The sequence below is a fragment of the Mycobacterium sp. ML4 genome (assembly GCF_054515735.1).
In genome coordinates this window covers 197,908-219,732 of sequence record NZ_JBTNSY010000003.1, presented here as the reverse complement: position 1 = coordinate 219,732, position 21,825 = coordinate 197,908, and the positions used below count along the sequence as shown (strand labels likewise).

General features: G+C 66.5%; 20 protein-coding genes. 16 read left to right on the top strand and 4 right to left on the bottom strand.

Annotation, left to right across the window (positions count from 1 at the left end; genetic code table 11):
- The first annotated feature begins 271 nt into the window (after positions 1 to 271).
- The 3 genes from ACX9NE_RS04880 (at position 272) to ACX9NE_RS04870 (ending at position 1,869) form a co-directional block, all read left to right on the top strand.
- Complete coding sequence (locus tag ACX9NE_RS04880; RefSeq protein ID WP_459370688.1) at positions 272 to 841, top strand: hypothetical protein; 570 nt, start codon at positions 272 to 274, stop codon at positions 839 to 841.
- Positions 842 to 852: 11 nt separating this feature from the next.
- Positions 853 to 1,275, top strand: a complete 423-nt coding sequence (locus ACX9NE_RS04875) for an ester cyclase (RefSeq protein WP_459360554.1) — start codon at positions 853 to 855, stop codon at positions 1,273 to 1,275.
- 204 nt (positions 1,276 to 1,479) lie between these two features.
- Positions 1,480 to 1,869 (top strand): hypothetical protein, encoded by a 390-nt coding sequence (locus ACX9NE_RS04870; protein WP_459360553.1) that lies wholly within the window; start codon positions 1,480 to 1,482, stop codon positions 1,867 to 1,869.
- Here ACX9NE_RS04870 and ACX9NE_RS04865 read toward each other — a convergent pair.
- A complete protein-coding gene (locus ACX9NE_RS04865) occupies positions 1,844 to 2,740 on the bottom strand; it encodes a L,D-transpeptidase (RefSeq protein WP_459360633.1) in 897 nt (298 codons plus the stop codon). The genes ACX9NE_RS04870 and ACX9NE_RS04865 overlap by 26 nt on opposite strands.
- A 167-nt stretch (positions 2,741 to 2,907) precedes the next feature.
- Here ACX9NE_RS04865 and ACX9NE_RS04860 point away from each other — a divergent pair, with 167 nt between their 5' ends.
- The 3 genes from ACX9NE_RS04860 (at position 2,908) to secA (ending at position 7,433) form a co-directional block, all read left to right on the top strand.
- The gene (locus ACX9NE_RS04860) at positions 2,908 to 3,540 is read left to right on the top strand and encodes a ComF family protein (protein ID WP_459360552.1); all 633 of its coding nucleotides are present in this window, start codon (positions 2,908 to 2,910) and stop codon (positions 3,538 to 3,540) included.
- Between the two features lie 260 nt (positions 3,541 to 3,800).
- Positions 3,801 to 4,484, top strand: a complete 684-nt coding sequence (gene hpf / locus ACX9NE_RS04855; protein ID WP_459360551.1) for a ribosome hibernation-promoting factor, HPF/YfiA family — start codon at positions 3,801 to 3,803, stop codon at positions 4,482 to 4,484.
- A 105-nt stretch (positions 4,485 to 4,589) separates the two neighbouring features.
- Positions 4,590 to 7,433 carry a preprotein translocase subunit SecA gene (gene secA, locus ACX9NE_RS04850; RefSeq protein ID WP_459360632.1) on the top strand — a complete coding sequence of 948 codons (2,844 nt, stop codon included), beginning with the start codon at positions 4,590 to 4,592 and terminating at the stop codon, positions 7,431 to 7,433.
- Positions 7,434 to 7,520: 87 nt separating this feature from the next.
- On the opposite strand, the gene ACX9NE_RS04845 is transcribed toward secA, so the two are convergent.
- Positions 7,521 to 8,282, bottom strand: a complete 762-nt coding sequence (locus ACX9NE_RS04845; protein WP_459360550.1) for an adenylate/guanylate cyclase domain-containing protein — start codon at positions 8,280 to 8,282, stop codon at positions 7,521 to 7,523.
- Between the two features lie 133 nt (positions 8,283 to 8,415).
- Between ACX9NE_RS04845 and ACX9NE_RS04840 the strand changes: the two genes are divergently transcribed.
- Both ACX9NE_RS04840 and ACX9NE_RS04835 read left to right on the top strand, forming a co-directional pair.
- Positions 8,416 to 9,876, top strand: coding sequence for an HD domain-containing phosphohydrolase (locus ACX9NE_RS04840; RefSeq protein WP_459360631.1), 1,461 nt, complete (start codon positions 8,416 to 8,418; stop codon positions 9,874 to 9,876).
- Between the two features lie 49 nt (positions 9,877 to 9,925).
- Complete coding sequence (locus ACX9NE_RS04835) at positions 9,926 to 11,542, top strand: ABC transporter ATP-binding protein/permease (protein WP_459360549.1); 1,617 nt, start codon at positions 9,926 to 9,928, stop codon at positions 11,540 to 11,542.
- Here the strand turns inward: ACX9NE_RS04835 and ACX9NE_RS04830 are convergent.
- Entirely contained in the window at positions 11,526 to 13,166 is a 1,641-nt protein-coding gene (locus ACX9NE_RS04830) for an alkaline phosphatase D family protein (protein WP_459360548.1), read from the bottom strand. The two genes, ACX9NE_RS04835 and ACX9NE_RS04830, sit on opposite strands and share 17 nt — an antisense overlap.
- An 82-nt stretch (positions 13,167 to 13,248) precedes the next feature.
- Between ACX9NE_RS04830 and mddA the strand changes: the two genes are divergently transcribed.
- The 3 genes from mddA (at position 13,249) to ACX9NE_RS04815 (ending at position 15,784) form a co-directional block, all read left to right on the top strand.
- Positions 13,249 to 14,004 carry a methanethiol S-methyltransferase gene (mddA, locus tag ACX9NE_RS04825; protein WP_459360547.1) on the top strand — a complete coding sequence of 252 codons (756 nt, stop codon included), beginning with the start codon at positions 13,249 to 13,251 and terminating at the stop codon, positions 14,002 to 14,004.
- A gap of 123 nt (positions 14,005 to 14,127) precedes the next feature.
- Positions 14,128 to 14,622, top strand: coding sequence for a cation:proton antiporter regulatory subunit (locus ACX9NE_RS04820; protein WP_459360546.1), 495 nt, complete (start codon positions 14,128 to 14,130; stop codon positions 14,620 to 14,622).
- A gap of 4 nt (positions 14,623 to 14,626) precedes the next feature.
- Positions 14,627 to 15,784: a cation:proton antiporter gene (locus ACX9NE_RS04815; RefSeq protein ID WP_459360545.1), complete on the top strand. Its 1,158-nt coding sequence runs from the start codon at positions 14,627 to 14,629 to the stop codon at positions 15,782 to 15,784.
- Here ACX9NE_RS04815 and ACX9NE_RS04810 read toward each other — a convergent pair.
- A complete protein-coding gene (locus tag ACX9NE_RS04810) occupies positions 15,781 to 16,236 on the bottom strand; it encodes an Rv3235 family protein (RefSeq protein ID WP_459360630.1) in 456 nt (151 codons plus the stop codon). The genes ACX9NE_RS04815 and ACX9NE_RS04810 overlap by 4 nt on opposite strands.
- Positions 16,237 to 16,426: 190 nt before the next feature.
- On the opposite strand from ACX9NE_RS04810, the gene ACX9NE_RS04805 reads away from it, so the two are divergent.
- The 5 genes from ACX9NE_RS04805 to ACX9NE_RS04785 are packed head-to-tail and all read left to right on the top strand — an operon-like array spanning position 16,427 to position 21,757.
- On the top strand, positions 16,427 to 17,836 hold the full coding sequence (locus ACX9NE_RS04805; protein ID WP_459360544.1) for a WS/DGAT/MGAT family O-acyltransferase: 1,410 nt from the start codon (positions 16,427 to 16,429) through the stop codon (positions 17,834 to 17,836).
- A 31-nt stretch (positions 17,837 to 17,867) separates the two neighbouring features.
- Positions 17,868 to 18,734 carry a polyphosphate kinase 2 gene (gene ppk2, locus ACX9NE_RS04800; RefSeq protein ID WP_459360543.1) on the top strand — a complete coding sequence of 289 codons (867 nt, stop codon included), beginning with the start codon at positions 17,868 to 17,870 and terminating at the stop codon, positions 18,732 to 18,734.
- Positions 18,731 to 19,243 (top strand): DUF6912 family protein, encoded by a 513-nt coding sequence (locus ACX9NE_RS04795; RefSeq protein ID WP_459360542.1) that lies wholly within the window; start codon positions 18,731 to 18,733, stop codon positions 19,241 to 19,243. The genes ppk2 and ACX9NE_RS04795 overlap by 4 nt, the downstream gene beginning before the upstream one ends.
- 43 nt (positions 19,244 to 19,286) lie before the next feature.
- Positions 19,287 to 20,420 (top strand): ferredoxin reductase, encoded by a 1,134-nt coding sequence (locus ACX9NE_RS04790; RefSeq protein ID WP_459360541.1) that lies wholly within the window; start codon positions 19,287 to 19,289, stop codon positions 20,418 to 20,420.
- A 56-nt stretch (positions 20,421 to 20,476) separates the two neighbouring features.
- Complete coding sequence (locus tag ACX9NE_RS04785; protein WP_459360540.1) at positions 20,477 to 21,757, top strand: fatty acid desaturase family protein; 1,281 nt, start codon at positions 20,477 to 20,479, stop codon at positions 21,755 to 21,757.
- Positions 21,758 to 21,825 lie beyond the last annotated feature (68 nt).

Sequence of the window (21,825 nt, the reverse complement as noted above, 5' to 3'; positions counted from 1 at the left end):
GCCGGACCGTGAATCAATTTCTCGTGTGATTGCCGATCGAGTGCGGTGCGGGTGGCCAGCGGGTCCGTAGCACGGCCTCGGAGTCGAAAACTGTTCCGCACGTAACTATTTGGCGACGACACAGTCACGGCGCGGCGGGCGCTCGGCATCGGTTCGGCAACCATCAATTCTGGGCTCTAGGCAAGAATTCGGCGCGTGGATACGGTTTCCCATTGTTATTGACGTTGTTATTGAACGCAGAGGTAATTGGCGAGAGCGAACGGAGTTGGCGTTGCGGATTGTCCATCGATTCTGCGTGGCGGTTGCCGCCGGCGCGGGGTTGTGCGGAGCTGCGCTGGCATCGGGTCCGGGTGCGCTGGCCACTCCACTACGGACCGGCGGAGCGAGTTGCATCGAGCAGCAGATGGGATTGGCTGCCGGGCCGGTAGCCGCCGCGGGACCGGTTGCCGCGGCACCGGTGGTGCTGCCAGGCCCGGTGCCGATCGCGCCGGCCGTGCCCGTCGTGCCCGTGGTGCCGCCGGGGCCTGTCGTACCTCCCGTGCCCCCAGTCCCTGTGGTGCCTCCGGTGGCACCGGTTGTTCCGGTCGCGGGTGCCGGAGCCGGCGCGGCCGAGGCAGCGCCGGTGGCCGCTCCGGTAGCGACGCAGGCGGGGACGGGCAAGGGAGCGCCCATGACTTCGTCGTCCGGGAAGGCCGCCGATCCGGTCGTGCTGCCCGGGCCACCGACACCGACGCCTCAGTCCGTTGCCGCCGAGGTGCCGTCGGCGCCGATCCCCGCCGTACTGGCGGGGACGACGACGGCACTGCCGGCGTGCGGGGCGGTGGGCGCTCCGGCGCAGTAGGGGTCGTCAAGATGGCTGACCGTGGTGCGAACAAAGCGCTTGTTCGCAGGCATTTGCTCGAGGCGATCAATCGTAAGCAGCCCGGATTGTGGGCCGAAATCATGAGCGAGGACTTCGACATCCACCATCCGCTCGTCGAAGCCGGACGCGTCGGCTACGCAAGAGCCATCGACGTTCTCTGGCGGGCGTTCCCCGACGTATCCATCGAAATCCTGGATCTGGTGGCGGAGGACGACAGAGTCGTGGCGCGGTACGTGGACCGCGGCACCCATCTTGGTGAGTTCATGGGACTCCCGCCCAGTGGCAGGACCTATGCCAAGCACGGGTTCGCCATGTACCGGATCGCCGGCGGGCGATTGGCCGAGGCCTGGATTCAAGAGGATGACCTGGCATTTCAGACACAGCTGTTCGGTCCGGCGGACGCGCAGCAGTAAGTCCTCGTCTGTCGACAGCTGCCGGCCGCAAGCCCGTGTCAGTGGATGGCATTACTATCGAATGTATGTTCGATCAATCGCATGAGGCTTCAGGAGCCGATTCGTTAGGCAGGCCTGCGTCTGCCGAGCAGTGGGCGCGGTTTGATGCCCATCTGCGGGAGGTGGTGTTTTGCCGGGAGGTGCTACTGCCGTACCCATCATCTGTTGAAGACGTTCTGGGGCTGGACCGAAAAGCAACTCGCCGACGGCACCCTGATTCTGACTTCCCCGGCCGGGGACACCCACGTCACCAACCCTTGCAGTGCCCTACTCTTTCCCAGCCTGTGTCATGCGGTGGGCGGCATGCCCACCCCCGAAGTCCACCCACCGCCCGATTACTGCGCCGAGCGCACCGCGATGATGCCGCAACGCCGCCGCACCCGCGCCCAGGACCGCGCCTGCCGGGTGGCCACCGAGCGCCACAACCACCGGGCCCGCATCACCCACCCCGCCAACATCAACGACTACTTCGCCCGTGCCGCCGCCAAACCCGCACGACGAACCCCCACCCTTCCAGCCGGGGCCCTCTTCAGCTGGCCGGCCGGTCGGGGTTGAGGGTCGACGGTTGCACGGGTTTGGCGTCGGCTTCCTTGTCGCTGTCGATGGCCGGGACGCCTTCCTTGACGATCACCGGGTCACCGACATGGACGGTGTTGTAATACCACTCCGCGTCCGTGGGGCTCAGGCTGATGCAGCCATGGCTGACGTTCTCCGCCCCCATGGCGTTGATCGCCCATGGCGCCGAATGCACGTACAGGCCGTGATTGGTGATCCGCACGGCGTATTCGACCTGGAGCCGGTAACCGTCCGGATTGTCAACGGGAATGCCGACGCTGCTCGAATCCATCATCACCGAGCGGTCCTTCGCGAGCACGCTGTACGTGCCCACCGGGGTCGCGTATTCAGGTCTGCCCATCGACGCCGGGAGCACACCCGCCTCGCCGAAGTGCGACCGGTGATGTGGCGCCGGCAGGGCCGGCGGCGGTGTGTCAGCGTCGACGCCGTCGACGCTGACGGTGAAGGTGTGGTTAGCGATATCGGCGACACCGACGACGGCGGGACCCGTCTTGAAATCGGTACGCAGCCCGCCCACCGAGAGCGCCACCGTGCTGTGCGCGGGCCAGAACCGGTCCGGAGTCCACTGCACGACGTTGCTGTCCAGCCAATCGAACTTGCCGCTCATAGCCGGTGCCGACGTCACTTCGATGGCCCGTTCCGCGGCCGCCCGATCGGTGACCGGACGGCCGAAGGTCACTACAACGGGGTGCGCAACACCCACGACGGAGCCGCGCACGGGCCGGATCGCGGCGATGCCGGAGTAACCACTGGACTTGCTCGCCGCCAGCAGGGTGACACCCGAGTGCCCGGCGATCACCGTCGAAGTGATGCCCAGCAACACCAACAGAGACCGGAACGCCGCCCGCATTGCTTTCACTCCAGAGTAATTTGTCGGATGGGTAATAACTCGTCGTGCTGGAATGGTAGGACCGCGACCAGCGCGAAAATGAAAGCGCGCGTGCGCAAGTCGGTCAGCGTTTGGTTACAACTCGGTCTCCGTCCGGACTTGTCGCCCCCGCCTGTGACACTCGTCGCATGCTCGATCTGATCCTGCCGCTGCAGTGCGGCGGCTGCGGGGCCGCGGGCACCCGGTGGTGTCCGGCATGCCGCGATGAACTCACCGTCGAAGCCGGCGAACCGCTGGTGATGACTCCGCGCATCGACCCCGGCGTCGCCGTGTTCGCCCTCGGCCGTTACGCCGGGGCCAGGCGCCAGGCCATCCTGTCGCTCAAGGAGCGCGGTCGCGGCGACCTCGTCACACCGCTCGCGCACGCGCTGGCGGTCGGCATTCACCGGTTGCTGTGCTGGGGCATGGTGGACACCCCGCTGACGATCGTGCCCGCGCCGACGCGGCAATCCGCCGCCCGCCGGCGCGGCGGGGACCCCGTCACCCGGATAGCGCAGGTGGCCGTGGCCGCTCATCCGGACATCGCTGTCACTGCCGCGCTGCGTATGCGGGCCCTGGCCCGCGACTCGGTGGGACTGGACACCGGGGCTCGTGAGCGCAACATCGCCGGCCGGGTGCGGCTTCGCGGACGGCCGGCGAGCACCGAGGTGCTGCTCGTCGACGACATCGTTACCACGGGGGCCACGGCGCGCGAATCGGTCCGGGTGCTCCGGGCCGCCGGCATGCGGGTGGCGGCGGTTGTGGCTATCGCCGCAACGTGAAGAACTCGCAACAGGTCCGAGAATTGGGTGGCAAGTTGAGGCGAACAGGGTCTAACGTCGACACCAGATTCTCGACTTACGGTCGCTGAAATTGCCAGGTTGAGCAGCACCCGCGGTAGGAGGTGAGATTCGACTTCTTGCTCCGGCGGGCAGCCTGCGGCGGTGGCTTTCCCAGACCGCTCTAACCCCGTCGGCGCGTATCCGTGAATGCCGGGCACGCAGGGCGCGTGTGACGTGAAAAGAGAAACGAGTTGTCACGAATGTCAAGGATTACCGCGGATTCCGAGCAGGTCGCAGCACCGGCCGGAGCCGAAGACCAGGCCGAACCGATGGCCCACGCCGAGATCGTGTTCAAGGGTCGCAACGTCGAGATCCCCGATCATTTCCGCATCTACGTTTCACAGAAGCTCGCCCGCTGCGAGCGATTCGACAAGACCATCTACCTCTTCGACGTAGAACTCGACCATGAACGCAACCGCCGCCAGCGCAAGTCCTGTCAACGGATAGAGATCACCGCCCGCGGTCGCGGCCCTGTTGTGCGAGGCGAGGCCTGCGCCGACAGTTTCTATGCCGCGCTCGAGGGCGCCGTCAGCAAGCTGGAGAACCGGCTGCGCCGCGGCAAGGATCGCCGCAAGGTGCACTACGGAGACAAGACTCCGGTGTCGCTGGCCGAGGCCACCGCGGTGCTGCCGCCGCCGGAGAAGGCGTTCGCTGCCGAGCCGGCCGAACCCCACGACCACGACGGCGTCGAAGTCGACCACGAGCCGGGTCAGGTGGTCCGGGTCAAGGAGCATCCGGCCAAGCCCATGTCGGTCGACGACGCGCTCTACGAGATGGAGCTCGTCGGGCACGACTTCTTCCTCTTCTTCGACAAGGAGACCGAACGGCCTTCGGTGGTCTACCGCCGGCACGCCTACGACTACGGCCTGATTCGCCTCGCCTAGTCCCGGCTGAGCTGCGGAACGGCGGCCTTTACCCGGCCGTCACCTAGGATGGGGGTCGCCCGAGACTCCTACCCGCAGGGGAACATCCCAAAAGGGGACAACACTGTGCTGTCGAAGTTGTTGCGCCTTGGTGAAGGACGCATGGTCAAACGGCTCAAGAAGGTGGCCGACTATGTCAACACGTTGTCCGACGATGTCGAAAAGCTCAGCGACGCCGAACTGAGAGCCAAGACCGACGAGTTCAGAAGGCGTCTCGCCGACGAGAAAAACCCTGAGGACCTCGACGACCTGCTGCCCGAGGCCTTCGCGGTGGCTCGCGAAGCCGCCTGGCGGGTGCTGGACCAGCGCCCCTTCGACGTCCAGGTGATGGGCGCGGCGGCCCTGCACCTGGGCAACGTCGCCGAGATGAAGACCGGTGAAGGCAAGACCCTGACCTGCGTCTTGCCGGCCTACCTCAACGCGCTGGCCGGCAAAGGCGTGCACGTCGTCACCGTTAACGACTATCTGGCCAAACGCGACAGCGAGTGGATGGGGCGTGTGCACCGTTTCCTCGGCCTGGACGTCGGGGTCATCCTGGCCCAGATGACGCCCGATGAGCGCCGCGTCGCCTACAACGCCGACATCACCTACGGCACCAACAACGAGTTCGGCTTCGACTACCTGCGCGACAACATGGCCCACTCGCTGGACGACCTGGTGCAACGTGGGCACAACTTTGCCATCGTCGACGAGGTCGACTCCATCCTGATCGACGAGGCCCGTACCCCGCTGATCATCTCCGGCCCCGCCGACGGCGCGTCCAACTGGTACACCGAGTTCGCCCGGATCGCGCCGCTCATGCAGAAGGACGTCCATTACGAGGTGGACCTGCGCAAGCGCACCGTTGGCGTGCACGAGAAGGGCGTGGAGTTCGTCGAGGACCAGCTGGGAATCGACAACCTCTACGAGGCCGCCAACTCCCCGCTGGTCAGCTACCTCAACAACGCGCTGAAGGCCAAAGAGCTGTTCAACCGCGACAAGGACTACATCGTCCGCAACGGCGAGGTGCTCATCGTCGACGAGTTCACCGGCCGCGTGCTGATCGGACGCCGCTACAACGAGGGCATGCACCAGGCCATCGAGGCCAAAGAACACGTCGAGATCAAGGCCGAGAACCAGACGCTGGCCACCATCACCCTGCAGAACTACTTCCGGCTTTACGACAAGCTGGCCGGCATGACCGGTACCGCCCAGACCGAGGCGGCAGAGCTGCACGAGATCTACAAACTGGGTGTCGTCCCCATCCCCACCAACAAGCCGATGGTTCGCACCGATCAGTCCGACCTCATCTACAAGACCGAAGAGGCCAAGTACATCGCGGTGGTCGACGACGTCGCCGAGCGCTACGAGAAGGGCCAGCCGGTCCTGATCGGCACCACCAGCGTGGAGCGCTCGGAGTACCTGTCGCGGCAGTTCCAGAAAAGGCGTATCCCGCACAACGTCCTCAACGCCAAGTACCACGAGCAGGAGGCGGGCATCATCGCCGAGGCGGGCCGGCGTGGCGGCATCACCGTGGCCACCAACATGGCCGGCCGCGGTACCGACATCGTGCTGGGCGGCAACGTCGACTTCCTCACCGACAAGCGGCTGCGCGAGCGCGGCCTGGATCCGGTGGAGACGCCCGAGGAATACGAAGAGGCCTGGCACCAGGAGCTGCCCAAGGTCAAGAAAGAGGCGACCGCGGAGGCCACCGAGGTCATCGAGGCCGGCGGCCTGTACGTGTTGGGCACCGAGCGCCACGAGTCGCGCCGTATCGACAACCAGCTGCGGGGGCGGTCCGGCCGCCAGGGCGACCCGGGGGAGTCGCGGTTCTACCTGTCGCTGGGTGACGAGCTCATGCGCAGGTTCAACGGGGCCGCGCTGGAGAGCCTGCTGACCCGGCTGAACCTGCCCGACGACGTGCCGATCGAGGCCAAGATGGTCACCCGCGCCATCAAGAGCGCCCAGACCCAGGTCGAGCAGCAGAACTTCGAGATGCGCAAGAACGTCCTGAAGTACGACGAGGTGATGAACCAGCAGCGCAAGGTCATCTACGCCGAGCGCCGCCGCATCCTCGAGGGGGAGAACCTCAAGGAGCAGGCCCTGGACATGCTCCGCGATGTGATCACCGCCTACGTCAACGGCGCGACCAGCGAAGGCTACGCCGAGGACTGGGATCTGGACGCGTTGTGGACCGCGCTCAAGACGCTGTACCCGGTGGGGATCAGCCACGAGTCGCTGACCCACCCCGACGCGGACTCCGACCGCGACGACCTGACCCGCGAGGAACTGCTCGAGGCGCTCCTCGAGGACGCCGACAAGGCTTATGCCGCAAGGGAAGCCGAGCTCGAAGAGATCGCCGGCGAGGGCGCGATGCGCCAGCTGGAGCGCAACGTGCTGCTCAACGTGATCGACCGGAAGTGGCGTGAGCACCTCTACGAGATGGACTACCTCAAGGAGGGCATCGGGCTGCGGGCGATGGCCCAACGCGATCCGTTGGTGGAGTACCAGCGCGAGGGCTACGACATGTTCACGGCCATGCTCGACGGCATGAAGGAAGAGTCGGTCGGCTTCCTGTTCAACGTCAGCGTGGAGGCGGTCCCGGCACCCCAGGTCGATGTCGCCCCGGTCGAACAACCCGAAGGCCTGGCGGAATTTGCCGCGGCCGCTCAGGAGAAGCCGGCCCGCGAGCCGGCTCCCAAAGAGCCGGTAAGTACGTTGCGCGCCAAGGGAATCGACGACAGCGACGCGCCCGCGTTGACTTACTCGGGCCCGTCCGAGGACGGCTCGGCGCAGGTGCAGCGCAACGGCGGCGGCGCGGCCAGGACCGCGGCCGGGGCGGCCGCCGGCGGCAGCCGTCGGGAGCGTCGTGCCGCGGCGCGCCAACAAGGCCGCGGCGCCAAACCGCCGAAGTCGGTAAAGAAGCGCTAGCCGGCGGGATCGGCGCCGAGCGTGAAGCTGGCTGCACGCTCGACACCGAACGTCCCGCCAGCTTCACGTTCGAGCCCAGCGCTAGAACTACACGCCCAGGACGAAGGCCTCCACCGGCCGCCGACAGCCACGCAGTTCGAGCTGACGTCGGCGCGACGAGACCATGAGATCGTCGGCCACTCCGGACGCGACGAGCAACTCCCCGCCGGCGGCGTGTTGCTGCATACGCGCCGCGACGTTGACCGGATCACCCAGCGCAGTGAAGTCGACGATCGCGCCGCCGACGTTGCCCACGTACGCGACGCCTGCGTTGACCGCCACGCCCAGTTCCAGCCAGGGCCCCTCATCGCTGCCGTAGCCGACGGCTTTGAGCAGGCCTAAACCGGCTGCGACGGCATGGCTGCGGTACCGGGGACCGCTGATGCCGCGAACGAAGAACGCCATCACTTCGTCCCCGATCAGCTTGTCGATCACCGCGTCATGACGCAGGAGCGTCTGCGTCGCAGCGTCGTAGAAGCGGTTGAGCAGCGCGGCGAAGTGTGTCGCCGCACCGCGCTGACCCAGCGCGGTGGAGCCACGGACGTCGGCGAACAGGACCGCGACGTCCACCTCGGCACCGCCGGCGGGAAGCGCATCGCAGCACCGACTGCACAGGTTCGGGTTCTTGCGCGACGGGCTGAAGCCGGCGACGGCCAGAATTCGACCGGCCGGGCCACCGAACGGGTTGTTGCACAGCTTGCATCGCGGCGCTGAGGGAAGGTAGCGAAACACGCGCCGTGCCCTGACCAAGGAAGCGTGACCGTCGGTCAGGACGCTGTCCCAGGGGTTGTGCTCGATCACCGTCACCATGGACACAGGGTAGGGCGGCCGAACGGGGCGTCACATGGGGCAACTGCCCCACTAAGTGCAGAATGAGGGCGTGCGCAAAGCCGAGTTGCTGGCGGCCATATCGCTGGCCATCGACCTCGGTCTGGGTCAGCCGATGGAACACATGCTTCGGTCCACCCTGATCGCAACTCGCATCGCCGAGCGGATGGGCCTGGACGCGGGGCAGCGCGCGACGGTGTACTACGCCAACCTGGTGGGATGGATCGGTTGTCACGCCGATTCCCATGAACTTTCGGCGCTGTTCGGTGACGACATCGTCTTCCGGGCCGACACCTACGGGGTGGATATGGCCGGGTTGCCGTTCCTGCGTCTCATGGTCAGTCACGTCGGGCGCGGATTGCCGGCGTGGGAACGCGGCGTCCGCTCGGCGGCCTTCCTGCTGACGGCACGCAACCAGGTGGCCAACCTGATCAGTTCGCACTGCAGTTCGGCCGGGGTGCTGTCCGACCGGATCGGGCTGGACAGCCAGGTCGGAGCGGCGCTGGCCTATATCTTCGAGCGCTGGGACGGCCGGGGGATGCCGAACGGTGCTCGGGGAGAGGAGATTCCGCTCGAAATCCACATCGTGCACCTGTCCGATGTCATCGAGGTCCACCTGCGGGCGGGCGGTCTGGAACAAGCGGTAGAGACCGCCCGGTCCCGGCGTGGCACGCAGTTCAGCCCGGCCGTGGCCGATGTCTTCATCGGCGATGCCGCCGCGATCGTCGACGGGCTGCTCGAAATAGACGTGTGGACTGCGGCTCTGGCGCAGGCACCGGATCGGGACGGCATCATCGGCGATGAGGAGATCGACGAATTGCTCAGGGCGATGGCGGATTTCGTCGACCTGAAGTGCCCCTGTTCGCCGGGCTACTCGCGCGGTGTCGCCGACCTCGCGGCCGCCGCGGCCCGGCACTGCCGGATGCCGCCGGCCGATGTCACCCGCCTGTATCGCGCGGGCCTGGTCCAGGGTCTCGGCAGATTGGGGGTCTCCAACCAGATCTGGGAGAAGAAGGCGCCGCTGAGCACCGCCGAATGGGATCGGGTCCGCATGTACCCCTACCTGACGGGACGAATACTGAGCCGGATCGGCGGCTTGGAGTCGGTGGTGTCCGTCGCCACCAAACACGAGGAGCGCATCGACGGGTCCGGCTTTCCCCGAGGACTTTCCGGTAACGAGTTGACGCCACACGACCGGCTGCTGGCCGCGGTGGCGGCCTATCACCAACTTCTCGAACCACGCCCGCAACGGTCGGCCCTCGATCCGGGCGCCGCCGCCGCTCAACTGCGCCAGGAGGCGCGCGCCGGTCGCCTCGACGCCGAGTCGGTGGAAGCTGTCCTGGCCGCGGCCGGGCATCGGAGCACCCGGCGCGCCTCGTGGTCGGCGGGGCTCACCGCCCGCGAGGTGGAAGTCCTGCGGCTCGTCGCGCAGGGCCGGTCGAACCGTGAAATCGCCACCGCGCTGTTCATCGCCGAGAAGACCGCACGCAATCACGTCGAGCGGATTTACGCGAAGCTGGGCGTCAACAACCGCACGCAGGCCAGCCTCGCGGCGATCGATCGCGGAATGATTTGAGGCAAGCGCCCCATGCAACCGATCCCGCCGCCGGCCGATGATCGGCGCCATGACCACACGAGTAGATGCCATCGATGTGAGCCGACGGGTCGGCGCACGACAAATCCTGCAAACGCTGTCGCTGTCCATCGAGCCGGGCGAGCTGGTTGCCATCGCCGGTGGCAGCGGAGCGGGGAAGGCCCCGCTGCTGAAAACCCTTGCGGGACTGCAGCCGCCGTCCGGCGGGGAGGTGGTGCACAAGCTGGCCGGGCCGAGCGCCGCTCGGGGTGCCGGTGTCGGCTACGTACCCCAGGACGACATCATCCACCTCGAGATGCCGCTGCGCCGTACGCTGCGTTACGCGGCGCGGCTACGGCTGCCGGCGGGCACCGCGGCCGCCGAGGCGGACCGCGCGGTCGAGGAGACCATGAAGGATCTCGACCTCACTGATCGAGCCGAGGTGCCGGTGCGTTCGCTGTCCGGCGGCCAGCGCAAGCGCGCCAGCATCGCCGTCGAACTGCTGACCCGCCCAAGCCTTTTCTTCCTCGACGAACCCACGTCCGGGCTCGATCCCGCGACTTCTGCCGACGTGATGCGGCTGCTGCGCGGCATGAGTGAGCGCGGGGTGACGGTCGTGCTCACGACGCACGAGCCGGCGAGCATCGATCGATGCGACCGGGTGATCTTCCTGGCCCGCGACGGCCGCCTCGCGTTCAGCGGCAGCCCGGTGGAGGCGCGGCGGCATTTCGGGGTGAACAACCTCGCCGATGTTTACGACCTAGTCGATCGGTACCCCGCGACGAATGCGGCGCAGCCCATCTGCGGCCGACCCGACCCGGTTCCGCCGCTCGCCCCGGAGATCAAGCGCCCGAACGTCTTTCGGCAGTGGTCGCTGCTGACGCGGCGCAATGTCGATGTGCTTGTCCGCAATCGGCTGACCCTCGCGGTGCTGCTCGGTTCACCGGTGCTGGTGACGGCGATGATGGCGACGCTGTTCCGGCGCGGGGCGTTCGACGCAGGTGGCGCGGCCGATGTCGGCCCGGCCCAGATCGTTTTCTGGATCGCGTTCGACGGCTTCTTCTTCGGCCTCACCTACGGACTGCTGCAGATCGTCGGGGAGATCGCCGTGTTCCGGCGGGAACGCCTCGCCGGGCTCAGCGTGGGCGCCTACGTGGCATCCAAGGTCACCGCCCTGCTTCCGGTGCTCGCCGCGGTGAGTGCGGTGCTGCTGGTCGTGCTGCGGGGTCTCGGCCGGCTACCGGCCGTCGGATGGCACGTGTACGCCCTGCTGTTCGTGACGATGCTCGTCGAAGCGACCTCCGCGCTGGCCCTGGGTCTGCTCGCGTCGGCCGCGGTGCACAACGCCGCTCAGGCCGCACTCGCGCTGCCGATGCTGTGTTTCCCGCAGGTGCTGTTCGGCGGCGCCATCGTCCCCGTCGACAAGATGGCCTTCCCGGGACGGTGGGTGAGCTTCGGCCTGTCCAACCGTCACGCATTCGAGGCGTTGGGGCGCGACCTGGATCTGGACCGGTTCACCGCCACGTTGCCGGCCATGTCCGCCTACCGGGCGACGTTCAGTGGGGGCACCGGCGGGAGTCTGCTTGCGCTGGGTGCGTTCGCCGTGGTTCTCACCATGGCCACGATCTGGGTGCTGGACCGGCGGTCCACGCTCAGGTCGGCCGGCTGAGCCGCACCCGGCCCACCTCCACCAGCGCAGCAGTGCCGCGGGGCTGTTCGAACAGCACCTCGGCGCTGCGGCCGTCTAGCAGCAGGGTGGCGATGGTGTTTCCGAAGAGCGGACCGCAGGTGTTCGACCAGGACAACGGAACCGGTGGGACGCCGTGCAGGCGGGCCCACCATCGGGCCAGGTTCGCGGCGGGACGCGTCCACGCCAGCGTGAACACCGGTTTGACGAACAGCGGCACATAGTTGTTCACCGGCGAGCACACCAGCTGGTGCACCGTCACCGGCGGTGCGGACTCACCGGCCCACTCGACGCGCGCCGCGTAACTGTGGTGCACGTCGCCCGACAGCACGTTGACGGTGGCGGGCCCGCGGGGATGACCGGCCACCGAGTGAATCAGCTCGGCTAGCCGGGAGAACGATGAGTAGAACGCCGGCCAGTGCTCGAAATCCAAAGCCTGGCGTGTCTTTTCGGCAAGTCGGCCGCGCAGCCCGGACCGGCCGGCGTTGCGCTCATTGACCGCCTCCAAATCTCCCAGAGCGGGCGGCATCAGCCAGGGCACCGACGAGGCCAGCATCAGGTGGTCCAATTCGCCGAGGCCGTCGGCGACCTGTGTTTGCACCCAACCGAACTCGTGTTCGCCCACCATCATGCGTTGACCGGAGTCGAGGATCCGGCCGTTGCGTGAGTCGATCATGATGAGCCGGCTCCGGCCCAGATCCCAGCGGTAGCTGAACCTGACGCCCTTGTTGCCGTCGACCTCTTCATCGGCGCGGTCGGCCAGCTCGGCCAGATGCGGCCAGCAGTCAACGTCGGCCGCCAGCAGGCGCTGGTAGTCCTCGTCCTCGCCCAACTCGGCCGGGGTCAGATTCCCCAGGTGCTGATACACCCAGTAAGAGGCCAGCCCGGCTCTGATCCGGTCGCGCCACCACGGTTTCTCTTTCATCTCAGCCCGCCACGACGCGGATGTGTTCCAGTCATCCCTGATGTCGTGGTCGTCGAAGATCATCGCGGTGGGAACTGTGGACATCAGCCATCTGATCTCTGGATCACTCCACGAATGACGGTACAGCCGTTCGTATTCGGCAAAACTGACCACTTCGTCCGGCGGGCGCTTGGCACGCGTGGTCCGGGTGCGGCGGCCGGCCAGGCGGCGCCTGGCCTCCGGGGTCAGTTCGTCGGCGTACAACTGGTCGCCGAGCAGGATGAGTGCCTCGGGCCAGTCGTCGATCGGCCGGGTTGCCATCCGGGTGGCGTATACGTCCAGCGCGTCCAGCCCGAGTTTCGACTCGACGCTGCGGTCGTCGGTCTTGGGATATCGGCACGATCCGAAGATGGCCTGTAGCCGACGGGTGGATTCCGGCCCCCGGGTGCGGATGACGCTCGGCGGGAAGGGAGAGTCCGGCAGCGGCCAGACCACCTCGCCGTCGCACTTGACGTCATATTCGGTGACGGTGTCCGGGGTCAGCCCGGTTACCGTCACCAGAGCGTAGTGATGACCCTGCACGGCGAACGTCCGGGCGGACCCACCGAGCACTTCCACTGTTGCCGCGCTGTCGGTTTGGACCCACACCAACGCGGTCGTGTCGGATACGTGCCGCAACGCTGGACCAAGCAAGAGCGCCATTGAACCACCCTACGGGCAGACCCTCCGGGATTGAGGCATCCGCCCCATGATCCGATTCGCTTCTCCGGCAGACAATCAGCCCATGAAACGCTATCTGACAATCGGTTACGGCCTGCTGTGCTACCTGATCTTCCTGGTCGCCTTCGTCTATGCCATCGGCTTCGTCGGTGCAATCCTGGTGCCGCGCACTGTGGACAACGGGATCGCTGCACCGTTGTGGCAGGCACTGGCGATAAACCTCGGCCTGCTCGGCCTGTTCGGCGCGCAGCACAGCGTGATGGCCCGGCCGGCCTTCAAACGCTGGTGGACTCGATGGGTGCCGACCACGATCGAGCGCAGCACCTATGTGCTGCTGGCCAGTTCGGCGCTGCTCCTGCTCTACTGGCAATGGCGCAGCATGCCGGGCCACGTCTGGGAGGCGCGCCAACCCGTCGGGCGCGCGGCGCTGTGGGTGCTGTTCTGGCTCGGGTGGGCGATGGTGTTGTCCTCAACCTTCATGATCAACCACTTCGACCTGTTCGGGTTGCGACAGGCGTATCTGGCCTGGCGTGGAAAGCCATACAGCGAGTTAGGTTTTCGCACGCATCTGCTCTACCGGCTGGTGCGCCATCCCCTCATGCTCGGCTTCCTGGTGGCGTTCTGGGCCGCACCCACGATGACTGCCGGGCACCTGCTGTTCTCCGTCGGCACCACGGCCTACATCATGATCGCCTTGCAGTTGGAAGAGCGCGACCTCACCGCACACCTGGGCGACCGCTATCGCGACTACCGCCGCCGCGTTCCGATGCTGAATCCGGTGCACTCCCGGCGCGCGCCCGAAAGTCTGAGCCGGCGCTGACTTGCGATGGTGATCAACGGCGTCTAGGGGGCGTGCCCCGCTCAACCCGAGCTACGCGAGACGACCATGAGATTGGCCGGTGGGACTTCTGTTCGGCGGGCACTTGGTCGAGGATGGGTGCCCATGGATGTCAAGGAGGTGCTGCTGCCCGGTGTCGGTCTGCGGTACGAGTTCACCAGCCACCTGGGTGAGCGGATCGCCATCGTCGCACGGCGCACCGGCGATTTCGACGTCGTGGTGTATAGCGCGGGTGATCCGGACGAGGCGCGGCCGGTTGTCCGCCTCACCAGCGACGAAGCGGAGGCCGTCGCGCAGATCTTCGGTGCGCCAAGGATTGCCCAGCGATTCGCCGAGCTGACCCGTGAGGTTCCCGGACTCGAAGCCGGTCAGGTCCACATCACGCTCAACAGCCCGTTCGTCAACCGGCCGTTGGGCGACACCCGGGCCCGAACGCGCACCGGGGCTTCTATCGTCGCGATCGTGCGCGACGAGGATGTGCTCGTCTCGCCAGGACCCGCCGAAATCCTGCGGGCGCGAGACGTACTGATCGTGATCGGTACCCAGGAAGGCATCGCCGGGGTCGAGCAGATCGTCGAGCAGATCGTCGAGAAGGGCTGAGCCGGTGGAAGTTTCGGGCGCGCTACTTTTTCAGTTGGGCGCCCTGTTCACCACCCTCGCTGTCTTGGGCGGGCTCGCACGCCGATTCGGGTTATCGCCGATCCCGGTGTATCTGATCGCTGGACTCTCGCTGGGCAAGGGCGGGTTGCTGCCGGTAACCGCCGCCGACGATTTCATCATCACGGGTGCGCCCGTCGGCGTGGTGTTGTTGCTGCTCACGCTGGGCCTGGAGTTCTCTGCGACAGAATTCGCCAGCAGCCTGCGCCACCACCTGCCGTCGGCGGCCGTCGATGCCGTCCTGAACGCCACGCCGGGTGCCGTTGCCGGGTGGTTACTGGGGTTGGACGGTGTGGGCATCCTGGCGCTGGCCGGTATCACCTACATCTCGTCCTCGGGCGTCATCGCGCGACTCCTCGAAGACCTGGGTCGGCTGGGCAACCGCGAAACGCCGGCGGTGCTGTCGGTGCTGGTACTCGAAGACTTCGCGATGGCGGGTTATCTGCCGCTCGTCGCGGTGCTGGCTTCACGCGGCAGCTGGGTAGACGCGGTCGGCGGCATGCTGCTCGCGATCGGGGTGCTCCTCGTCGCATTCGGCGTCTCCTTCCGCTGGGGCCATCATGTCGGCCGGTTGGTGGCACATCCCGATTCCGAGCAGTTGTTGCTCAGGGTCCTGGGAATCACCCTCATCGTTGCCGCGGCGGCGGAAACATTGAAAGCATCGGCCGCGGTGGGCGCCTTCCTGGTCGGGCTCACCTTGACCGGTCAGACGGCCGACCGGGCACGAAAGGTGCTGGGTCCCCTTCGTGATTTGTTCGGCGCCGTCTTCTTCCTGGCGATCGGGCTCTCGGTTGACCCGAAAGATCTCTTACCGATGCTGCCGGTCGCCGTCGGCCTGGCCCTGGTCACCGCGGCGACCAAGGTGATCACCGGGATGGTGGCCGCCCGCCGCGACGGAGTGGCGCGGCGAGGGCAGCTGCGTGCGGGTACGGCGCTCATCGCCAGGGGCGAGTTCTCGCTGATCATCATTGGATTGGTCGGCACGTCGATCCCCGTGGTGGCGGCGCTGGCGACGTCGTACGTCTTCATCATGGCGATCATGGGTCCCGTGGTGTCGCGCTATATTGCGGGCCGCCCGCCGGCCAACGTTCAGCTGCCCCTCTAACCGATATGCAGAGCTACCACCAGCCATCGGTCCGGCGTGGGCAGCTGTTCTACCCGGCAGGCGACCGCATGGACCCTCTCGCCGCGGCTGTACGTTCCGAAAACCTCGGCGGCCCTACCGCCCCCGGCAGGCTGCACCCGCATCCGGCGTAGCACCGCCGCGCCGGGCGCCCCGGCCGCCGCCCGGCTGACCGCAAGCACCGAGTCCACCAGAGCCGGCGCCAGCACCGACCGAAGTTGTGCGGCCGGGCGGCGCCGGTCGATCACCTCCAGCACTCGGCGCAGCGCGGCGTCGGCGAAGACGGCGGCGTCGCGCATCTGCGGGGTGAGCGGCGCCGCCGCGGCACTGGCAGGCTGGCTGTGGACACGGGCCGGCCGCGCCGTCTGCAGCAACGATGACGGCCGGCAGCGCGACGGGGCCAGGGCCGGCGGTTCGTAGTCGATCACCGGAATGACGGCGGCGTGGGGGACGGACACGGGTGCAGAGTGTCAGACGAACCCCGCTCTGCGGTATTCAGTTATCCGCCTCCATCCACAACTGCCGTCGCGTACCCGAGCCGTTATGGAACCGCGCTTGCGATTACCGTGGGCGACAGCTCCCGCGGACGAAAGAAGACGACTTGACCAGGAGGACAGGGCCGCAATGGTGACTCGGTTGTCGACCGCGGACGCGTCCTTCTACCGGCTGGAGAACACGGCTACGCCGATGTATGTGGGTTCCCTGTCGATCCTGCGACGCCCGCGGTCGGGGCTGAGCTACGACACGCTACTGGCTACCGTCGAGCAGCGGCTACCGCAGATCCCGCGATATCGCCAGAAGGTACGCGAGGTCAAATTCGGCCTGGCCCGGCCGGTCTGGATCGACGACCGCGACTTCGACGTCACCTATCACGTCCGCCGCTCGGCACTGCCGTCCCCGGGCAGCGACGAGCAACTGCACGAGCTGATCGCCCGGCTGGCCGCCCGGCCGCTGGACAAGTCGCGACCGCTGTGGGAGATGTACCTCGTCGAAGGTCTGGCCAAGAACCGCATCGCCCTGTACACCAAGTCACACCAGGCGCTGATCAACGGCATGGGTGCGCTGGAGATCAACCACGTCATCGCCGATCGCACGCGCCGCCCGCCGCCGTTTCCCGAGGACATCTGGATTCCCGAACGCGATCCAGGTAGCGCTCGGCTGGTGATCGGCGCTGTCGGTGACTGGATCGTGGGTCCCGGGGCCCAACTGCGCGCCGTGGGTTCCGCCGTGGCCGGGTTGGTGACCAGCTCGACTCAGCTCGTCGAGGCCGGTCGCCGGATCTTCGACGTGGCGCGCACGGTGGCCCGCGGTACCGCACCCAGCAGTCCGCTCAATGCCACGGTCTCGCGCAATCGGCGGTTCACCGTGGCCCGCGGGAAACTCGACGATTATCGGGCGGTGCGTGCGCGCTACGACTGCGACATCAACGACGTGGTGCTCGCCGTGGTGACCGGGGCGCTGGGCAACTGGTTGATGTCGCGCGGGGAGGCCGTCTCGTCGACGGCGACGGTGCGTGCGCTCGCCCCGCTGTCGGTCTACGCCGACGAACAACTCGACTCCACCGGCCCGGGCCAGGCGATGAGCGAGGTGACACCGTTTCTGGTCGACCTGCCGGTGGGGGAGGGCAACGCGGTGGTACGCCTGTCGCAGATCGCGCACGCCACCGAGTCGAATCCGGCTGCGTCCAGCCGCGTCGACGCCAGGACGATTGTCACGTTGTCCGGTTTTGCGCCACCGACGTTGCACGCGATGGGAATCCGAGTGGCGACCAGTTTCTCGGCCCGCTCCTACAACCTGCTGATCACCAACGCGCCGGGCGCGCAATCACAGATGTACATCGCCGGTACCAAGCTGCTGGAAACCTATGCGGTGCCGCCGCTGCTGCACAATCAGGCACTGGCGATCAGCGTCACCTCCTACAACGGGACGCTGTACTTCGGCATCAACGCCGACCGCGACGCGATGAGCGATGTCGAGCTACTGCCCGGACTGCTGGGCCAGGCACTGGACGAGCTGTTGGAATCTTCGAGGTAGTTCGGCGCGGGTACCGATAACATCCATTGACGTGAGCACCCCCACCGACGATGCCCCGCCGAAAGTGAAGAAGCCGAAATCGACTGGTTCGGTCGCACGCAAGATCTCCGAGGATGTCTATAACGCCGAATTATTGAAGCTGCAAACAGAATTCGTGAAACTGCAGGAGTGGGCGCGGTATGCCGATGCGCGTATCGTGGTCATCTTCGAGGGGCGCGACGGTGCAGGCAAAGGTGGCGCCATCAAGCGGATCACCGAATACCTCAACCCACGGGTCGCCACCATCGCGGCTTTGCCCGCGCCGACCGATCGGGAACGCAGCCAGTGGTACTACCAGCGCTATATCGCCCATCTGCCCGCCAGGGGAGAAATCGTCCTTTTCGACCGGTCCTGGTACAACCGCGCCGGTGTCGAGAAAGTCATGGGATTCTGTACGCCGCAGGAGTATGTGCTGTTTTTGCGGCAGACCCCGATTTTCGAGCAGATGCTCATCGACGACGGGATCCTGCTGCGCAAATACTGGTTCTCGGTCTCCGAGACCGAACAGCTGCGGCGATTCAGGGCGCGACGCAAAGACCCTGTCCGGCAATGGAAACTCAGCCCGATGGACATGGAAGCCATTTACCGGTGGGAGGACTACTCGCGCGCCAAGGACGAGATGATGGTGCACACCGATACCCCGGTCAGCCCCTGGTATGTGGTGGAATCGGACATCAAGAAGCACGCGCGGCTGAACATGATGCATCATCTGCTGTCCACGATCGACTACCAGAAAGTGAAAAGGCCGAAGGTCAAGATCCCGAAACGGCCGATTGTGAGCGGCGACTACAAGAGGCCGCCGCGTGAGTTGTCCACCTATGTCGACGACTACGCGGCCACCCTGATCACCCCGGCATGACCCCCGTCTACATCCCGGCCACCCTGGCCATGCTGCGGCAACTCGTCGCCGACGGATCGCTGCGTCCGGTCAACGGCACCGCCTTCGCGGTGACGCCGAAACTGCGCGAGTCCTACGCCGACGGCGACGACGACGAACTCGCCGAGGTCGCGCTGCGAGAAGCCGCGTTGGCGTCGCTACGGTTGCTCGCGGTGGAGCCGGGCGACGGGTTGCCGCCGCGACGGGCGGTGCTGGCCGCCGAGGTCGACCCGGAAAAGGACGGGCTCGTTTTCCGCCCGGATCTCGACGACGCGGTGGTCAGGGTGGCCGGTCCGGTACCCATGGATCGGGTGATCGCCGCGTATGTGGACAACGCCGGCGCAGAGCAGGCGGTGTTGGCGGCCGTCGATGCGATCGACGCCGCGGACCTGGGTGACGAGGATGCCGACCTGATCGTGGGCGACGCGTTGGATCACGACCTGGCGTGGTACGCGACCCAGGAACTGCCTTTCCTGCTCGAGCTGCTCTGAGCTGGCTACGTAACCGTAAGTTACGGTACCGTAGCCTTTAGTTATGGGCATCAAGCACGCGGTACTGTCCGCCAACGTCGTCAACACCCGGCGTCCGACCGTGGCCGGCGCCGACCGCCATCCCGCCTGGCACGCGCTACGCAAGCTCGCGGCGCGGATCACCACACCTCTGCTACCCGACGATTATCTGCGCCTGGCCAACCCGCTGTGGTCGGCCCGGGAGTTGCGCGGGCGCATCGTGGACGTCCGTCGCGAAACCGAGGACTCCGCGACGCTGGTCATCAAACCCGGCTGGGGATTCAGCTTCGACTACCAGGCGGGGCAGTACGTCGGAATCGGCCTGTTCATTGACGGGCGCTGGCGATGGCGGTCCTACTCGCTCACGTCGACCCCCGTGAGCACCGGCACCATCACCATCACCGTCAAGGCGATGCCCGAAGGCTTCCTGTCCACCCACCTCGTGGCCGGTGTCGAACCGGGGACCATCGTCCGGCTGGCGGCCCCCCAGGGCAATTTCGTGCTTCCGGACCCGGCACCGCCGGCGATCCTGTTCCTCACCGCCGGTTCCGGGATCACGCCGGTGATGTCCATGTTACGAACACTGTTGCGGCGCAACCAGATTGGGGACATCGCCCATCTGCATTCGGCGCCGACCGAAGCCGACGTGATGTTTGCCGCCGAGCTGGCCGCTCTGGCTGACAACAACCCTGGCTACCGCCTGTCAATACGCGAGACGCGGGTTCGGGGCCGCCTCGATCTGTCCCGGCTCGATCAGGAAGTTCCGGACTGGCGCGAACGCGAGACGTGGGCGTGTGGGCCTTCGGGCATGCTCGACCGGGCCGCCAAACAGTGGAGCGCTGCGGGCATCGGCGAGCGGTTGCACCTCGAGCGGTTCGCGGTGGCCAGAGCGGCGCCGGTGGGAGCGGGCGGAACGGTGACGTTCGCGCGCAGCGGCAAGAGCGTGGCAGCTGATGCCGCGACCTCGGTGATGGATGCCGGCGAGGGGGCTGGTGTGCAGATGCCGTTCGGTTGCCGGATGGGTATCTGTCAGTCGTGCGTCGTCGACCTGGTGGATGGTCATGTTCGTGACCTGCGCACCGGTGAGCAGCACGACCCAGGGACTCGCGTGCAGACGTGCGTGTCGGCCGCATCCGGCGACTGCGTGGTCGACATCTAGGGTTACTGACAGGTAACCTACGGGTACGTAGGTTTATCACGATCCCCGAGGAGAACATGGCGATCACGGACGTAGACGTATTCGCGCACCTCACGGACGCCGATATCGAGAATCTGGCTGTCGAACTGGACGCGATTCGCCGCGACATCGAAGACTCGCGCGGTGAGCGGGACGCTCGCTACATCCACCGCACCATCGCCGTACAGCGTGCCCTGGAGTTGTCCGGCCGCGTGATTCTGGCCGCCAGCTCGCGGCGCTCGGCGTGGTGGGCCGGCACCGCGACGCTGGGCGTGGCCAAGATCATCGAGAACATGGAGATCGGCCACAACGTCATGCACGGCCAGTGGGACTGGATGAACGACCCCGAGATCCACTCCTCCACGTGGGAGTGGGATATGAGCGGGTCGTCCAAGCACTGGCGATACACCCACAATTTCGTGCATCACAAGTACACCAACATCCTGGGCATCGACGACGACGTCGGCTACGGCCTGCTGCGCGTCACCCGGGACCAGCCGTGGAAGCGTTTCAACATCTTCAATCTGCTGTGGAACACGCTGCTGTTGCTCCTGTTCGAATGGGGCGTTGGCTTGCAGCACGTCGAGATCGGCAAGATCGCCAAGAAGCGGATGGATCACGCTGAGGCCCGGGAGCGGATCGACGATTTCCTGCTTAAGGCCGGGCGCCAGGTAGTCAAGGACTACGTTGCGTTTCCCGCGCTCACCTCGTTGTCGCCCGGTGCGACGTACTCCTCAACGCTGAAGGCCAACGCGCTGGCCAACGTGATTCGTAACGTCTGGGCCAACGCCGTCATCTTCTGCGGCCACTTCCCGGACGGCGCAGAGAAATTCACCAAGACGGACATGATCGGTGAGACGCAGGGGCAGTGGTACCTGCGGCAGATGCTGGGTAGTGCCAACTTCGAGGGCGGTTGGTTGCTGCGGTTCATGAGCGGCAACCTCTGCCACCAGATCGAGCATCACCTCTACCCGGATCTGCCGAGTAACCGGCTGCATGAGATCTCGGTGCGCGTTCGGGAAATCTGCGACAAGTACGACCTGCCCTACACCACCGGTTCGTTCCTGGTGCAGTACGGCAAGACGTGGCGCACGCTGGCCAAGCTGTCATTGCCGGACAGGTACCTGCGCGACGGCGCCGACGACGCGCCCGAGACCCGCAGCGAGCGGATGTTCGCGGGCCTGGAACCGGATTTCGCGGGCACCGACCCGACGACCGGACGCCGGCGCGGTCTCAAGACCGCGATCGCCACCGTGCGCGGCTGGCGGCGCAACCGGCGGACGGCTGCCGCGGTGACCGACAACGACCTGGCGGCTTAGCGTTCCCCGGCCACCTTCGCCGAGCGTGTACTGAGGGCGGGATTTCGCTACTTTTTCCACCCTGAGCG

Bases quoted from the DNA above. Each gene is read 5' to 3' on its own strand.
- hpf (WP_459360551.1), top strand. From the start codon at position 3,801: ATGTCAAGGATTACCGCGGATTCCGAGCAGGTCGCAGCACCGGCCGGA.
- ACX9NE_RS04835 (WP_459360549.1), top strand. From the start codon at position 9,926: ATGACCACACGAGTAGATGCCATCGATGTGAGCCGACGGGTCGGCGCA.
- ACX9NE_RS04845 (WP_459360550.1), bottom strand. From the start codon at position 8,282: ATGGTGACGGTGATCGAGCACAACCCCTGGGACAGCGTCCTGACCGAC.
- ACX9NE_RS04805 (WP_459360544.1), top strand. From the start codon at position 16,427: ATGGTGACTCGGTTGTCGACCGCGGACGCGTCCTTCTACCGGCTGGAG.
- ACX9NE_RS04820 (WP_459360546.1), top strand. From the start codon at position 14,128: ATGGATGTCAAGGAGGTGCTGCTGCCCGGTGTCGGTCTGCGGTACGAG.
- ACX9NE_RS04830 (WP_459360548.1), bottom strand. From the start codon at position 13,166: ATGGCGCTCTTGCTTGGTCCAGCGTTGCGGCACGTATCCGACACGACC.
- mddA (WP_459360547.1), top strand. From the start codon at position 13,249: ATGAAACGCTATCTGACAATCGGTTACGGCCTGCTGTGCTACCTGATC.
- ACX9NE_RS04785 (WP_459360540.1), top strand. From the start codon at position 20,477: ATGGCGATCACGGACGTAGACGTATTCGCGCACCTCACGGACGCCGAT.
- ACX9NE_RS04790 (WP_459360541.1), top strand. From the start codon at position 19,287: ATGGGCATCAAGCACGCGGTACTGTCCGCCAACGTCGTCAACACCCGG.
- ACX9NE_RS04795 (WP_459360542.1), top strand. From the start codon at position 18,731: ATGACCCCCGTCTACATCCCGGCCACCCTGGCCATGCTGCGGCAACTC.
- ACX9NE_RS04875 (WP_459360554.1), top strand. From the start codon at position 853: ATGGCTGACCGTGGTGCGAACAAAGCGCTTGTTCGCAGGCATTTGCTC.
- ACX9NE_RS04865 (WP_459360633.1), bottom strand. From the start codon at position 2,740: ATGCGGGCGGCGTTCCGGTCTCTGTTGGTGTTGCTGGGCATCACTTCG.
- ACX9NE_RS04860 (WP_459360552.1), top strand. From the start codon at position 2,908: ATGCTCGATCTGATCCTGCCGCTGCAGTGCGGCGGCTGCGGGGCCGCG.
- ACX9NE_RS04840 (WP_459360631.1), top strand. From the start codon at position 8,416: ATGGAACACATGCTTCGGTCCACCCTGATCGCAACTCGCATCGCCGAG.